The sequence below is a fragment of the Micromonospora sp. NPDC051196 genome (genome assembly GCF_040682415.1).
Lineage (GTDB): Bacteria > Actinomycetota > Actinomycetes > Mycobacteriales > Micromonosporaceae > Micromonospora.
Genome location: NZ_JBFBAY010000008.1, coordinates 218,887 through 232,075 on the forward strand (window position 1 = coordinate 218,887; position 13,189 = coordinate 232,075).

14 protein-coding genes and 1 tRNA gene are annotated in these 13,189 nt (G+C 71.0%); 10 read left to right on the forward strand and 5 right to left on the reverse strand.

Annotated features, from left to right (window positions below; genetic code table 11):
- Positions 1 to 33 precede the first annotated feature (33 nt).
- Together AB0M35_RS17900 and AB0M35_RS17905 are read right to left on the reverse strand one after the other, a co-directional pair.
- Complete coding sequence (locus AB0M35_RS17900) at positions 34 to 1,311, reverse strand: hypothetical protein (RefSeq protein WP_363746541.1); 1,278 nt, start codon at positions 1,309 to 1,311, stop codon at positions 34 to 36.
- A gap of 301 nt (positions 1,312 to 1,612) precedes the next feature.
- Positions 1,613 to 2,281 (reverse strand): helix-turn-helix domain-containing protein, encoded by a 669-nt coding sequence (locus AB0M35_RS17905; RefSeq protein ID WP_363746726.1) that lies wholly within the window; start codon positions 2,279 to 2,281, stop codon positions 1,613 to 1,615.
- A gap of 192 nt (positions 2,282 to 2,473) precedes the next feature.
- On the opposite strand from AB0M35_RS17905, the gene cysS reads away from it, so the two are divergent.
- Positions 2,474 to 3,889, forward strand: coding sequence for a cysteine--tRNA ligase (gene cysS / locus AB0M35_RS17910; protein WP_363746543.1), 1,416 nt, complete (start codon positions 2,474 to 2,476; stop codon positions 3,887 to 3,889).
- A complete protein-coding gene (gene rlmB / locus AB0M35_RS17915; protein WP_363746545.1) occupies positions 3,889 to 5,010 on the forward strand; it encodes a 23S rRNA (guanosine(2251)-2'-O)-methyltransferase RlmB in 1,122 nt (373 codons plus the stop codon). Before cysS ends, rlmB begins: the two co-directional genes overlap by 1 nt.
- Before the next feature lie 117 nt (positions 5,011 to 5,127).
- On the opposite strand, the gene ugpC is transcribed toward rlmB, so the two are convergent.
- Positions 5,128 to 6,219, reverse strand: coding sequence for a sn-glycerol-3-phosphate ABC transporter ATP-binding protein UgpC (ugpC, locus tag AB0M35_RS17920; RefSeq protein ID WP_363746547.1), 1,092 nt, complete (start codon positions 6,217 to 6,219; stop codon positions 5,128 to 5,130).
- 322 nt (positions 6,220 to 6,541) lie between these two features.
- Between ugpC and AB0M35_RS17925 the strand changes: the two genes are divergently transcribed.
- From AB0M35_RS17925 to AB0M35_RS17935, 3 genes are all read left to right on the forward strand, one after another.
- Positions 6,542 to 6,615: transfer RNA gene (locus tag AB0M35_RS17925), tRNA-Thr, on the forward strand.
- A 132-nt stretch (positions 6,616 to 6,747) separates the two neighbouring features.
- Positions 6,748 to 7,761 carry a tyrosine-type recombinase/integrase gene (locus AB0M35_RS17930; RefSeq protein WP_363746549.1) on the forward strand — a complete coding sequence of 338 codons (1,014 nt, stop codon included), beginning with the start codon at positions 6,748 to 6,750 and terminating at the stop codon, positions 7,759 to 7,761.
- A 211-nt stretch (positions 7,762 to 7,972) separates the two neighbouring features.
- Entirely contained in the window at positions 7,973 to 8,305 is a 333-nt protein-coding gene (locus AB0M35_RS17935) for a hypothetical protein (protein ID WP_363746551.1), read from the forward strand.
- 145 nt (positions 8,306 to 8,450) lie between these two features.
- Here the strand turns inward: AB0M35_RS17935 and AB0M35_RS17940 are convergent, their stop codons facing one another.
- The gene (locus AB0M35_RS17940) at positions 8,451 to 8,855 is read right to left on the reverse strand and encodes a winged helix-turn-helix domain-containing protein (RefSeq protein ID WP_363746553.1); all 405 of its coding nucleotides are present in this window, start codon (positions 8,853 to 8,855) and stop codon (positions 8,451 to 8,453) included.
- Positions 8,856 to 9,016: 161 nt separating this feature from the next.
- Between AB0M35_RS17940 and AB0M35_RS17945 the strand changes: the two genes are divergently transcribed.
- Both AB0M35_RS17945 and AB0M35_RS17950 read left to right on the forward strand, forming a co-directional pair.
- Positions 9,017 to 10,252, forward strand: coding sequence for a helix-turn-helix transcriptional regulator (locus AB0M35_RS17945; protein WP_363746554.1), 1,236 nt, complete (start codon positions 9,017 to 9,019; stop codon positions 10,250 to 10,252).
- Positions 10,253 to 10,776: 524 nt separating this feature from the next.
- A complete protein-coding gene (locus AB0M35_RS17950; RefSeq protein ID WP_363746556.1) occupies positions 10,777 to 10,968 on the forward strand; it encodes a hypothetical protein in 192 nt (63 codons plus the stop codon).
- A 58-nt stretch (positions 10,969 to 11,026) separates the two neighbouring features.
- Here AB0M35_RS17950 and AB0M35_RS17955 read toward each other — a convergent pair whose 3' ends face one another.
- Positions 11,027 to 11,323, reverse strand: coding sequence for a helix-turn-helix domain-containing protein (locus tag AB0M35_RS17955; RefSeq protein WP_363746558.1), 297 nt, complete (start codon positions 11,321 to 11,323; stop codon positions 11,027 to 11,029).
- A gap of 57 nt (positions 11,324 to 11,380) precedes the next feature.
- Between AB0M35_RS17955 and AB0M35_RS17960 the strand changes: the two genes are divergently transcribed.
- From AB0M35_RS17960 to AB0M35_RS17970, 3 genes are all read left to right on the forward strand, one after another.
- Positions 11,381 to 12,532 carry a helix-turn-helix domain-containing protein gene (locus AB0M35_RS17960; protein ID WP_363746560.1) on the forward strand — a complete coding sequence of 384 codons (1,152 nt, stop codon included), beginning with the start codon at positions 11,381 to 11,383 and terminating at the stop codon, positions 12,530 to 12,532.
- Positions 12,533 to 12,603: 71 nt separating this feature from the next.
- The gene (locus tag AB0M35_RS17965) at positions 12,604 to 12,954 is read left to right on the forward strand and encodes a hypothetical protein (protein ID WP_363746562.1); all 351 of its coding nucleotides are present in this window, start codon (positions 12,604 to 12,606) and stop codon (positions 12,952 to 12,954) included.
- Positions 12,951 to 13,187 (forward strand): hypothetical protein, encoded by a 237-nt coding sequence (locus AB0M35_RS17970; RefSeq protein WP_363746563.1) that lies wholly within the window; start codon positions 12,951 to 12,953, stop codon positions 13,185 to 13,187. Before AB0M35_RS17965 ends, AB0M35_RS17970 begins: the two co-directional genes overlap by 4 nt.
- Positions 13,188 to 13,189: the final 2 nt, after the last annotated feature.

Consider the following 13,189-nt stretch of genomic DNA (forward strand, 5'->3'; position numbering starts at 1 on the left):
CGCACGACCCGTGCTTGGTGGGCGGGGAGTGGGTCATCGGCGCCAGCCGGCGGCGGCGAGGGCGGTACGGATCTCCCGCACGAGCCCCGGGAAGTCGCGGTGCAGGCGTCGGCTGGTCACGTGCAGCACCCGCCAGCCGGCCGCCACCAACTGGTTGAGCCGCTGCCGGTCGAGGTGGAGCTGGTCGGGATCGCTGTGCCAGTGCCCGTCGTACTCGACGGCCACCCGGTACTCGGGCCAGCACAGGTCGGGATGCAGGACTCGCCCGCTGGCCAGCCGCACCGGATGCTGAGTGACCGGCCGGGGTAGCCCGGCCAGTATCAGCCGGACCCGTAGCTGCGACTCGGGCGGCGACTGCGCACCCGCATCTGCCAGGCCGAACACCCACTCGGCCCGCCGACCCCCGGGCCGGCCCGCGTTCGCCCTGGCCACGGCGTCCAGCCCGGTGTGGTCGACCAACTTCTGCCGGAGCATGGCGTCGATAATGCCGACCGCCTGTACGGGCTCCAGCCACACCGCGCATTCCCAGGCCGTGCAGATGACATCCGACCGGAGCAAGGGCTGCGATCGCCCCGACACGGTGACCGTGGCTGGTTGCCGGGTGAGCTGCTCGGATGCCGCGCTGCGGCTGATGCTTTCCGCATCGTCGATAGCGGTCGGCTGGTGGTCGTGTTGGCCGGCTGCCGTGGTGGTTGGCTGGTGGCCGCGCTGGTCGGCTGCCGTGGTCGTCGGTTGGGCATTGCGCTGGGTGGCTGTGACGACGGTTGGCTGGAGGCTGCGCTGGTCGGGTGCGGCGGCCGAGGCTCGCTGGTGGCTGGGCTGGCTGGCTGCGGCGATAGCGGCTGGTTGGACGGGCTGTTGGTTGGGTGCGGCGGTGGAAGGCGGTCGGAGTGCGGGTTGTCCGGCTGAGTCGTGGGGTGACGCGGGACACGGCTGGTTTCCCGCGCCGGTGCGCGGCGGCTGCCGTGGACCGAGGGTGTGGACCCGGATGCCGCGCTGCGAGCCGAGCCGGAACCGCATCGGTGCCAGGACGTGGACCTCGTCGGTGAAGGTCGCGGCGTGCTCGATGCCGTGCAGGTAGGCCGCTGACGGTCCCGCCATCAGCACGCCGGGTGGTAATCGCAGCGAGGCCGCTCGGCAGAGCAACTCGTGATCGCGGTCGAGGCGGGCGTCGGCGTACACGTCGTGCATCAGGCGGACCCAGGACGCACCGCGAAGCTGGTGCCGGGTGATCAGGCGGTCGCTGATCGCCTCGGAACCGCGGAACACCTGCCACGCGAGGGCAGCCGGTCGGTACGGGGAAGGAGGCATTCCTCCACCGTGCGGCCTGGCATCGGCCCTTCGGGACCCCTGTGGACAAGCCACGCTCGCATGATCGGCAACCCTTGTGGATAACCCAGGCGCCACAGTTCCCCTGTGGTATAGACCCACCCCACAGCCCCGCTGTCGCGGGCTTCTCCCACGCCAAAGCCCCGGCTGCCGTGGGAGGAGCTCACGCCGTTTCGGCGAAATAGCGGTTTCCACCGCCAACGGATGCCGCCGTTCCGCCGAAACCGCGCGTCGGGGGCGTGCGTGGACGGGAGTGGGATCGCTGGTCGAGGGTGAGCCTGTGTCAGCGGAGGGCGGTGGCGATCGCGGTGGCGGCGGCGAGCACCTGAGCGCCGACCGCCTCGGCATCCAGCGGTGCGAGTGCCACCACCCCGACACTCGCCTCCAGGCCGGGCACCCCGAGTACCGGGGCTGCCACCCCGTACGCGCCGGGTTGCAGTTCGCCGACGGTGCTCACCGGGCCGGCGGCGCCGGATCGTCCGGCGAGGATGGCCTGCCCGGCGGCGCCCCGTTCCAACGGGTGCCGGGCCCCGGTCCGGTATGCCACGTGGAACGACGTCCAACTCGGCTCGACCACCGCCAGCGCGACCCCCTCACCGCCCTCGACGACGGTGAGGTGCGCGGTCGCTCCCGCCTGCTCGGCGAGGCGCCGCAGGGCAGGCAGCGCGCCCTCGGCGAGCAGTGGCTGGGCGCGCCGGGCCAGATGCAGCACCCCGGCCCCCAGGCGTAGCCGACCGTCGGCGTCACGGCGCAGCATCCCGTGCCCGGCCAACGGTGCGACCAGCCGGTAGACCGCAGCCCGCCCGATGCCCAGCCGGTTCGCCGCCTCCGTGACGGTGAGCCCACCGGGCGCGTCCGCTACCAGGTGCAGCAGTCGCAGCCCTCGGTCCAATGTCTGCGAGGTCTCCCCGCCCACGGCGCCGCCGGCCGCCACAGCGCCGCCGCCGCCCACACCGCCGGCCGCCACAACGCCGCCGCCCACACCGCCGGCCGCCGTGCCGCCGACCGGGGCGGTGGGGCGTTCGGGGCCGGGCGTGGCGGGCGTGGGCGGGTCGGTGCCGGGTGCCGCGGGGGAAGTCACGATCAGCAGCGTACGACCCGGCTCCGGCCGACCGGGAAAACGACGGACGGCTACCCTTGTACGGTGACGCTTCGCTTGTATGACACCGCCACCCGATCGGTGCGGGACTTCGTTCCGCGGGAAGCCGGCAAGGTGGGGGTCTACCTGTGTGGGCTCACTCTTCAGGCGCCGCCACACATCGGCCATCTTCGCTCCGGCGTCAACTACGACGTGCTGCGTCGTTGGCTGCTGGCCGCAGGATTCCAGGTCACCTTCATCCGGAACGTGACCGACATCGACGACAAGATCCTGGTCAAGGCGCAGGAGCAGGGGCGACCGTTCTGGTCGATCGCGTACGCCAACGAGTTGAAGCTCGCCGAGGCGTACCGGGCGTTGAACGTGTTGCCGCCGACCTACGAGCCGCGAGCCACCGGGCACATCCCCGAGATGCACCAACTGATCGCGCAGTTGATCGAGCGGGGGCACGCCTACCCGGCCACCGACGACTCCGGCGACGTGTACTTCGACGTGCGCTCGTGGCCGGCGTACGGCGCGTTGTCCAACCAGTCACCGGACGAGATGCAGTCCGCCTGCGACGCCCCCGAGCGGGGCAAACGCGATCCGCGCGACTTCGCGCTCTGGAAGGGCGTCAAGCCGGACGAGCCGGCGGACGCCTACTGGCCGTCACCGTGGGGGCGGGGTCGACCCGGTTGGCACATCGAGTGCTCGGCGATGTGCCGGCGTTACCTGGGTGCGGAGTTCGACATCCACGGTGGTGGGCTCGACCTGATCTTCCCGCACCACGAGAACGAACTGGCCCAGTCCCAGGCCGCCGACCTGCCCTTCGCCCGCTACTGGGTGCACCACGGCCTGCTCGGCATCGGTGGCACCAAGATGGGTAAGTCGCTGGGCAACACGCTCGACCTGGCGTACGTCGCCGGGCTCGGGGTACGGCCGGTCGAGCTGCGCTACTACTACGTCGCCGCGCACTACCGTTCCCGGATCGACTACTCGGAGGACGCCCTGCGCGAGGCGGCCGTCGCGTACCGGCGGATCGAGGGTTTCGTGCAGCGGGCCGTCGAGCGGTTGGGCGTCGGTCAACTCGGCGAGTTGCCGGCCGCGTTCGCCGCAGCGATGGACGACGACCTGAACACCTCGGCAGCGTTGGCGGTGCTGCACGACGTGCTGCGCGACGGCAACAACGCGCTGGCCGGCGGGGACGATGTGACCGTCCGCACGGCGCTCGCCAGTATCCGCGCGATGCTGGATATCCTCGGCGTCGACCCCCTCGACCCGGCGTGGACCGGTGGCGCCGGGGCGAGCGACCTCCGTGGTGTGGTCGACTCCCTGGTCGCCCTCGCTCTGGAACAGCGCGCGCAGGCCCGCGTCCGCAAGGACTGGGCCGCCGCCGACGCGCTGCGGGACCAACTCAAGCGGGCCGGAGTGGTGGTCGAGGACACCCCCGCAGGCCCGCGTTGGACAATTGGAGAGCATGACTGATGGCCGGCAATTCGCAGCGCCGTGGTCGGCGGGTGGCGTCGAAGGCGAGCGCACCCAAGGGCTCCGGCGGCAAGAACAAGGACTCCCTCGCCGGTCGGGGCCGTACCCTGCCCGCTGACGAGCGGCCCTGGCACAAGGCGTACTCCGGTACGGAGAAACTGCCCCAGCGCACCGCCTGGAAGCAGGAGAAGGAGCGCCGCGCGGCGGCCGAGGAGGGGCGCGCCCCGAAGATCGGCATGCCGGGCTCCAAGGACACCACCTGGGGTCGGGGCGGCGGCCGGGGTACAGCCACTCCGAAACCGGCTCGCGGCAAGCAGCCCGCCGGACGTGGTGGTCCCCGGGTCGCGCCAGGGCGCAAGTCGAACCCGGCCAAGGACACACCGGAGCTGCTGGTCGGTCGTAACCCGGTGCTGGAGGCGCTGCGCGCCCAGGTGCCGGCCACGGCGCTCTACACCGCGCAGGGCATCGAGATGGACGACCGGGTCAACGAAATCATCCGTACCGCCGCCGACCGGGGCATCGCCATCCTTGAGGTCAGCCGCGCCGAACTGGACCGGATGACCGGGGGCGTGCTGCACCAGGGCGTCGGCCTCCAGGTGCCGCCGTTCGCGTACGAGCCGTTCGAGGATCTGGTCGCCGCCGCGCTGGAGCAGTCGGCGCCGCTGCTGGTGGCGCTGGACGGAGTGACCGATCCGCGCAACCTCGGCGCGGTGATCCGGTCGGCCGCCGCGTTCGGCGCGCAGGGTGTCTTCGTACCGGAACGGCGGGCGGCCGGGATCACCGCGACCGCCTGGCGGACCAGCGCCGGTGCGGCGGCTCGGGTGCCGGTGGCCCAGGTCACCAACCTGACCCGGTCGTTGAAGGCGTGCCGGGACGCCGGCTTCATGGTGGTCGGCCTGGACGCCGACGGCGAAACCGACCTGTACGACCTGGAGGCCGCGGTCGGCCCGCTGGTCGTGGTGGTCGGCTCGGAGGGGCGAGGGCTGTCCCGGCTGGTCGGACAGACCTGCGACCTGACCGTCAGCATCCCGATGATCTCCGAGGTGGAGTCGCTCAACGCGAGTGTGGCCGCCGCGGTCACCCTCGCCGAGGTGGCTCGTCGCCGGGCTGCCGAGGGCTGACGCCGGGACGACGACTGCGGTCCTGTCGCTGCCGACTGCGGTCCTGCCGCAGCAGGGAAGGCGAACGACAAAGGGCGGCCCGCCGGGTAGGCGGGCCGCCCTTTCGCGGTTGCTACGTCAGATGCGCTTGCCGGTGGTGGCGTGGAAGGCGTGGTTCTGGCCGGCACGCGGCTTGACGAAGATCGTCTCGCCCATGTTCGGCATGTTCCGCCGGTCGGTCCGGACCACGAACCGCTCGGAGGCGCCGTCCAGCGCGGCGTGACCGTAGACGTTGGCGTCCGAACCGAGGTCCTCGACCAGCTCGACCACGACCGGCATGCCGCCCTCGGTCGGGCTGACGATGTCGCAGTCCTCCGGCCGGAAGCCGACGGTCACCTTGCCGGCACCGCCCTCGGCGTTGGCCGCCTCGACCTGCTCCCGGGTCAGCGGGATGAACATCTCGGCGAAGGCGGCACCCTGCTCGGTCAGCGGGACCGTCTTGATGTTCATGGCCGGCGAACCGATGAAGCCGGCGACGAAGACGTTGGCCGGGGTGTCGTAGAGCGCACGCGGCGTGTCGACCTGCTGGAGCACACCGTCGAGCATGACCGCCACCCGGTGACCCATCGTCATGGCCTCGACCTGGTCGTGGGTCACGTAGACGGTGGTGATGCCGAGCTTGGCCTGCAACGAGGCGATCTGGGTACGGGTCTGCACCCGCAGCTTGGCGTCGAGGTTCGACAGCGGCTCGTCCATCAGGAAGACCTGGGGCTCCCGGACGATGGCCCGGCCCATCGCGACCCGCTGGCGCTGACCGCCGGAGAGCGCCTTGGGCTTACGGCTGAGGTACTCCTCCAGCTGGAGCAGCGCCGCCGCCTCCTTGACCCGCCGGTCGATCTCCGACTTCGAGGTCTTGCGCAGCTTGAGGGCGAACGCCATGTTCTCGTACACCGTCATGTGCGGGTAGAGCGCGTAGTTCTGGAAGACCATGGCGATGTCGCGGGCCTTCGGCGGCAGGTGGGTGACGTCCCGGTCGTCGATGTAGATCGCGCCGTCGTCGACGTCCTCCAGGCCGGCCAGCATGCGCAGGCTGGTGGACTTACCGCAGCCCGACGGGCCGACCAGGACGAGGAACTCGCCGTCGCCGATCTGGAGGTCGAGCTGGTTGACCGCGGGGCGTTCGGTGCCCGGGTAGATCCGGGACGCCTTCGCGTAGGTGACCGTAGCCATGAGGGGGTGCATCCTTTCACCGGCAGGAACGTGCCGGACGATCCGAGTGAAGGTGCGACCGGTGCGGGGGCCGCACCGGTGCCACGGCCGTCATGAGATCACGATCACCCATGTCGTCCGTGCCACTGCACGGTAAACGGCTTTTGCCACGCTGCCAAGGTGCGGAACAGTGGATGGGACGGACGGCATACGCATTCCGGTCAGTCGGGCACGGTCGGACACGAATCGACGTTCGCAGGTCGGGATGTCGACGTTTCCCGTGCTCGGGACCCCTGCCGGGCGGGAAAAGCGGACGCCGGTCGCTATGCTGACCACGGACACTGCCCCTGTAGCTCAGCTGGCCAGAGCACCCGCCTTGTAAGCGGGATGTCGCCGGTTCGATCCCGGCCGGGGGCTCAATATATCCCTGACCTGCACAAACGTCGGTGAGCCTTCCTGAGAGGCAAACCGTACGATGCTTAGGGACTACCCGCTTATGCACTTCGCGGTGGATCCGTGCAGGTGGGAGCGCGGACGAGGGTGTGAGGCATGACCCGCCAACACCCCAAGGTCCGGCGAGGAGACCCCGGTCACTATCGGCCGTGGATCGCCTCCTGGACGCTCAGCCTCCAAGCGGCCCGCCGCAGTCCACGGACTGTCGCCGGCTATGTCGACGCGGCCGCGTTCCTGGCCAGCTGGCTGCTGGCCAAACACCCCCACCTGACCGATTGGGATCAGGTCGACCGTGACCACGTCCGGGGATTCTTCGCCTGGCTCGCCGAACCGGCGTCGGACCGGAAGCCCTGCCCTCACGCCCTGGACCGCACGGCCGCCGCTCCGGCCACCTGCCGGGGGTACGGCAAGGGGTACGTCAACCACGTCGCGCGAGGCCTCCAACAGTTCTTCGCCTGGTACGCCAAGGAGGAAGACCAGCCGAATCTGTTCGACAAGATCGAGGTGCCGTCACCGCCGAAAGCAGACGAGAACCCGCCGCCGGTACTCACGCCTGAGCAGCTGCAGGCGCTGATCGCCGACGCGGAGCGCGGGCGGGACTTCGAGTCTCGCCGCGATGCCGCGATCCTGCGCCTGTTCGCCGCCGCCGGCGTGCGCCTCGCCGAGCTGGCACTGCTCCAGGTCGACGACGTCAGCCCGCACGGCCGCACGGCGGTGGTCACCGGCAAGGGGAGCCGGCAGAGGGTTGTCCCGTTCGACCAGCGCGCTGCCCTGGCTCTCGACCGGTACCTCAGAATGCGCGCCAAACACCCCGCCGCAGCGCTCACATCCGCGCTGTGGCTCGGTGTACGGCGCCGGCAGGCCATGACGCCCAACGGCATTTACCAGGCGATCGTCCGGCGGGGGAAGCGCCTCGGAATCCCCATCCACCCGCACCTGCTCCGGCATACCTGGGCGCACCGGTGGCTCGACGCCGGCGGCGCCGAGGGTGACCTCATGGCTCTGGCTGGCTGGGACTCGCCGCAGATGCTGCGCCACTATGGCCGATCCGCACGCAACGCCCGAGCCCGGCGAGCCTATGACCGCGTCGACGTAATGGGCGGGATCTGATCAATTAGTAAGGGCGACTTAACCAGTACTAAGGGCGATGTCCTGTCAGCCACCCGGGCAATTCTTGATTCGTCAAAGGTTGCCCTTGGGGGGCGGACAGGGGATGACCTTGTGAATTTGTGCCGTTACCGTGCTGTCACGCGGTGGGGGCGCGAGGGTGAGACGTTGCCTCCACTGCCGACCCGCCAGCAACCCAGGAGGCTCACCCCATATGGACGACCAGGAGACCCGCCTCTCCAGCTCCCTCCGTCCCGACCAGGTCTGGCTTCTCGTGGCCACCGCCGTGACCGCCGCGGCGGTCACGGCGCATCTGATGGCAGGCACCCTCGACGGCCCGCTGTCCCCCGTGCTCGCGGTCGTCGTGGCCGGGGCCTGGAACCTGTACTACGTAACCAGGGCGGAGACTCGGGCGGTCGCGCGCATCGAGGTGCTGCGCCAGGAGATGAAGCAGATCCGCGATAAGGACTACGCCGCCGGATTCGTCGACGGCGCCGGCGGTGGAAGCGATGGCCGGGTGGTGCCGATGCGACGCACAGCCCAGTAGATCGGGGCCGCCGTCGGGCAGGCTGGGTGAGAGCCTTGCCCGACGACGGTTCTCCAGCGCGCACGCCGGAGATCGCCGATCTTGACGCGAGTTCCCCCGGTCGTCAAGGTGCCGTACTCATAGATGAAACTCTCGCCCTTGCCCGTTACCGGCACGTCAACTCAGTCGTTGATGCCGGGTACTCGCCGACGACCCGGCCGCCCATCATCACCACCAGAACGTGGTCGCCAACGGGGACGCCGAGAGCCTGCCGCTGTGCGTGCGACGCCGGCGCGCTAACGATCGACGCACCGCGCGGCACCGAGATCCGGCGACGCTCCGCTGCCTCACGCACTCGCGTACCGTAGCTGGGCTCCGTCACCACAAGGCCCTCTGCGCGGAGCACGGCCAGGGCACGACGCACCGTCTCTCTGGACACGCCGTGCGTCTGTTCCAGCTGCTTACTCGACGGCAGTAGCCCTCCTGGCGCGATCTCGCCAGCCTCAATCGACGCGCGCAGCAGGTCAGCGAGCTGCTGGTAGACAGCTCGTTCCGCGCTGAAGTCGATCACCCTCGAACGGTACGAAGTGGCCACCACATAGGTACCTGGGATCCTCGGGCCCCCGGTTCCTCACCCGAGCACCTGACAGGCGGTACCGTCGGAAGTGGCGGCCTCGCCGGTTGTAGCGGTCGGCGGGCCGCCGCCCAGACCGCTACCTGGGGAGTCCCGCCATGATCCGACAGACCGGCGACATCATCCGCGACCACCGGCAGCGCGCCAGCCTCACCCAGGAGCAGCTCGCCGAACGGTCCGGGATCTCCGTCGAGACCATCCGCAAACTGGAGCAGGGTGTCCGCCGCTCCGCCCGGATGGACACCTACCACGCTCTCGCCCGGGCCCTCGGCCTCCCGACCAGCGCGCTGATCGGCGACCAGGCCGAGGCAGCAGCCCGAGCCGAACCCGACCACCGGCCGCTCTCCCTCGCGGAGATCCGCCGTGCCGTCGCCCCGGTCCGCGGCCTCGGCGGAGCTACTCTCGCCGCGCCGGCCGGTGAGCCGCAGCCCGTCGACGTCCTCCGCCGACGGCTTCACGTCGCCGACCGGGCGTACCAGGCCAACGACTACGCGACCACGCTCAGCACACTGCCGCCGCTGCTGCTCGACGTCCGGGCCGCCGCCGGGCTGGCTGCCGACGACGCTCGGCCGGCCGCGCTGTTGCTCCAGGCCCGCACCCTCCATCTGACCGGGAACCTCTTGATTCAGCTCAGGGCCGGCGACCTCGCTCAGACCGCGCTCTCCGACGCCCTCGACGCCGCCGAGACCGCCGGAGACCAGGTCGTGGCCGCCACCGTCATGCAGGGCATGTGCTGGCTGCTGATGCGTCAGGGCCGGCTCGCCGAGGCGGCCGAGCTGGCCACACGCACGGCCGACCAGATCGAGCCGCGCTTCTCCCGGGCGACGCCAGCCGAGTTCGCCGCATGGGGCTGGCTGGCCATGGGAGCCGCCGCCGCGCACGCCCGCGACAATCGCCCGGACGTCGCGGCGGAGCTGGTCGACGCGGCGGCCGCGGCGGCGGTCCGGATCGGCACCCGGGCGCCGGGGCCAGACCACCTGATGATGGTCGGCGGCTTCGACGTCGGCCGAGTGCAGATGCAGCGCGTCGAGAACGCCGCGGTGGCCGGCGACCCCGCCACCGTGCTGACCCTGGCCGAGGCAGTGCCACCGGGTCCTACCCCGGTCGGGTCCAGCTGGCAGCGGCACCGCCTGGACGTCGCGTGGGCGTACGCCGAGCAGCGCCAGTACGCCGATGCCACCGCGGTGCTGCTGGACCTGCAGGACCGTGCTCCGGCGTGGCTGAGGCACCAGCGGTACGCGCGAGACGTCGTCCGACAGATCGCCGAGGGCCGCCGGCGGGCGATGTCCACCGAGCTGGCGGGACTGGCCGCACTGGTGGGCTGCACGCCGTAGGTGGTACGTCACGTACCAGATACCGGGGGGTAGTCGCTGGCTGGTCGCTGCGGCCCCTGGTTGATCGCCGATCTACAACGGAGCCTCAGAGTGTGAGTCGCCGGTTACCGTGCGCCGTCCCCGCGGTGCGCGGCCCGGCCTCACCGCGGCGGCACACCATCCATGGCACGAGGTGGGCCCGGCCGCCGCGAACGGTGAGACCGGCGGTCGGTGCCGAGAGTGGCCCGGCCGCCGGGACCGACCCTGGGAGGCGGCACCCGTGCGGTGGCGATGGACGGCAAAACGACAGCAGGCTCTGCTCGACCAAACCGGGCCGGCCACCGCGTACCCGGCCCGCACGGGCGCCCAGCCAGACAAGAGTGATGGTCCGCGACCACCGTGGGAGGCACTCGCCGAACCGCGCCCCGTAGCGTCGCCGCCGACACCCGAGGCACAACGATGAACCGCCGACAACTCGTGGCCGGCTGGATCGCCGCCGGGATCGTCCTGGTCGTGATGCTGGCCGGGATCGCGGGGTGGCTGGCGTGACGAGTATGTACGACGAACCGGCCCTGGCCGAGGTCGAGCAGGCCGCCGCCGTCATCGTCGCCCGGCACCGCGACGGCCACTGCGACGGCTGCTGCTCCGATGGCTGCCCCGAACTGGCCAGGGCGCGGCCGGTGCACGCGCGGGCCGAACGGCGGCGGCTAGACGCGGCTGACCCGGCCAGCCAGTAGAGACGACGAAGCGCCCCACCGCCCGCTCGGGCTGGTGGGGCGCAATTGTGTGCGGGGCCTACTTGCTGGCGTTGCGGCGATCGATCAACTCGTCCACCGATGACGCCCTGATGCGGCGGTGCCCACCCCGCTCGGTCCGGTACGACTCCAACGTCCCGTCATCGATCATCCGCCGGACCGTCGACTCGGACTCGGAGAAGCCAGCGGCGCGAAGTCTGGCGAGGACCTCACCGAGTGCGAGCCATATGCCGTCGCCTACCACCGGACCCCCTATCAGACCTGTCGAGTGCACCAAGTCTGGCAGACGTACGCCGGGGAGTCCGATTGCCGGTCTGGTCTGGTGAGCACGCCTCATGAGTCCTGAGTCTGTCAGAACTTCCGAAACTGTCAATCCTGTGCCATGCTTGCCGGCATGAAGCCGACGCCCGAGAACGCCGAGCAGCTCGCCGCCCGGCTGGCCGCCGAGCGCGCCGTCATCGACGTGCAGCGCACCGACCAGCGAGAGCGCCGCCGGCTCAGTGCAGAGCACAAGGCCGCCCTCGCCGACATCACCGAGCAGGCCACCTCCCGCCGCCGTGCCCGTCGCGAGCGCGACCGCGACGAAACCGAAGGCACCGAACTTGCCTCCCTCTACCGGCGGGCCGCCCGATCCGGCACCCGAGCCCGCATCCGCGCCGACATCCAGCGCTCCGCCGAAGTGCGCGCCCTCCGTGTCGCTGGAGTCCGGCGGTACACGCTGCTGCTCGGCCTGCCCCTGGTCGCCGGGTTCGCCGCCTACTCCACCCCCGGCGTGCAGCGGGGCATGGTCACGCTGCTCGGCCTGGAGACCGGGTCGGCCGGATGGTGGACCGCATGGGCTGTCGAGCCGCTGCTGATCGCGGTGGCAGTCGGGATCATCCTGGTCAAGTCCGCGCTGCGAATGTCCGGTGGGCAGACCGACTGGCGGGCGGACGTGACGAAGTGGGGCGCGCTGAGCATCAGCGTGCTGCTGAACCTGCTCGGCGGGTGGAACGGCGAGCATGGTCCGGCTGCGGCGATCGGCGAAGCGCTGGCCCACTCGGTGGGTGCGATCGGCGCGGCGGTGACCGCCTGGCTGATCGGTGTGATCGTCGACTACGCCAGCAAGGCCCGGCCGTGGGATGACGCGCCCCGCCTCGCTGACCTCGACCTCACCGCGCCGCTCGCGACGCAGTCCGCGCCGGTCGCCGTTGACGCACCCGGTGACGCCACCCCGGCCCTGCCGGTGACACAGCCTGGCGACGCGCCCGTCGCGCCTGCGGCTCAGCCTGCGCAGTCTGCAGTGACGCGCTCCCTGACGCGGGTTGACGCGCCGCAGCGGCGCGCCCGCGAGGTGGTGATGCGGCGCCCGGTGAGCGCCCCGCCTGCCGACCGTGACACGGCTCTGGCGCAGGCCGCTGACGCGGTGCTGACGCGGCGGGTGTCGATCCGTGGCGCGGCCCGTGCGGCGGATGTCCCCGAGGCGACGCTGCGCCGACACATCAATCAGCTGCGCACCGTGGCGCAGTCGACGGTCAACGGCCACTCGTTCGAGTCGACCAACTAGCAAGCCGCGGGCCCCGGCCACACCTTCCACAGCCCGGCCGGGGCCCGCATCTCCCAGAGGAGGACACCATCATGCACGCCCCGTACACCGCGACCGGCACCGTCCCCGAGGAGTCGCCGCTACAGGCGATCACCGGCCGCACCGTCACCGCCCACACCGAGACCCTGGAGGACCTGCTCCGGCGGGTCCGCGAGATGCGGCGCGCCGGGATCGCCCCGGTCGTCCATGTTGCGGCGCCGGTGCGCTGGCTCTGGCTCATCGGTGCCCTCACCGGCGTGGCCGTTGCCGCGATCGGCGGCTGCGTCATCGCGATCATCTTCGAGCGGCACGAACTGGCCTGGACCGCCGCCGGTGCCGTGCTCCTGGCCGTGGTTGGCATCTACGCCTCGGCTTCCCACCTGGAGCTGGAGTCGAGCCGTTGAGCGCCCGGCTCTATCGCGTCCACATCTTCGACGGACAGTACGAGGTGCTGCACAAGCGTCGGTACATCTACCAGCTCGATCTCGAAGGGCCCGGCGTCGACGGGATGCTCGACCGGCTGCTGCAGGCGCTCACCCGGGCCGCGCTCGCCGAGAACGAGCCCATGGATAGCCCTCGCCTGGAGATCCGCGACGCAAAGAGCGGCACCACGGTGCTCGACTGGACGGGGGCGTAATG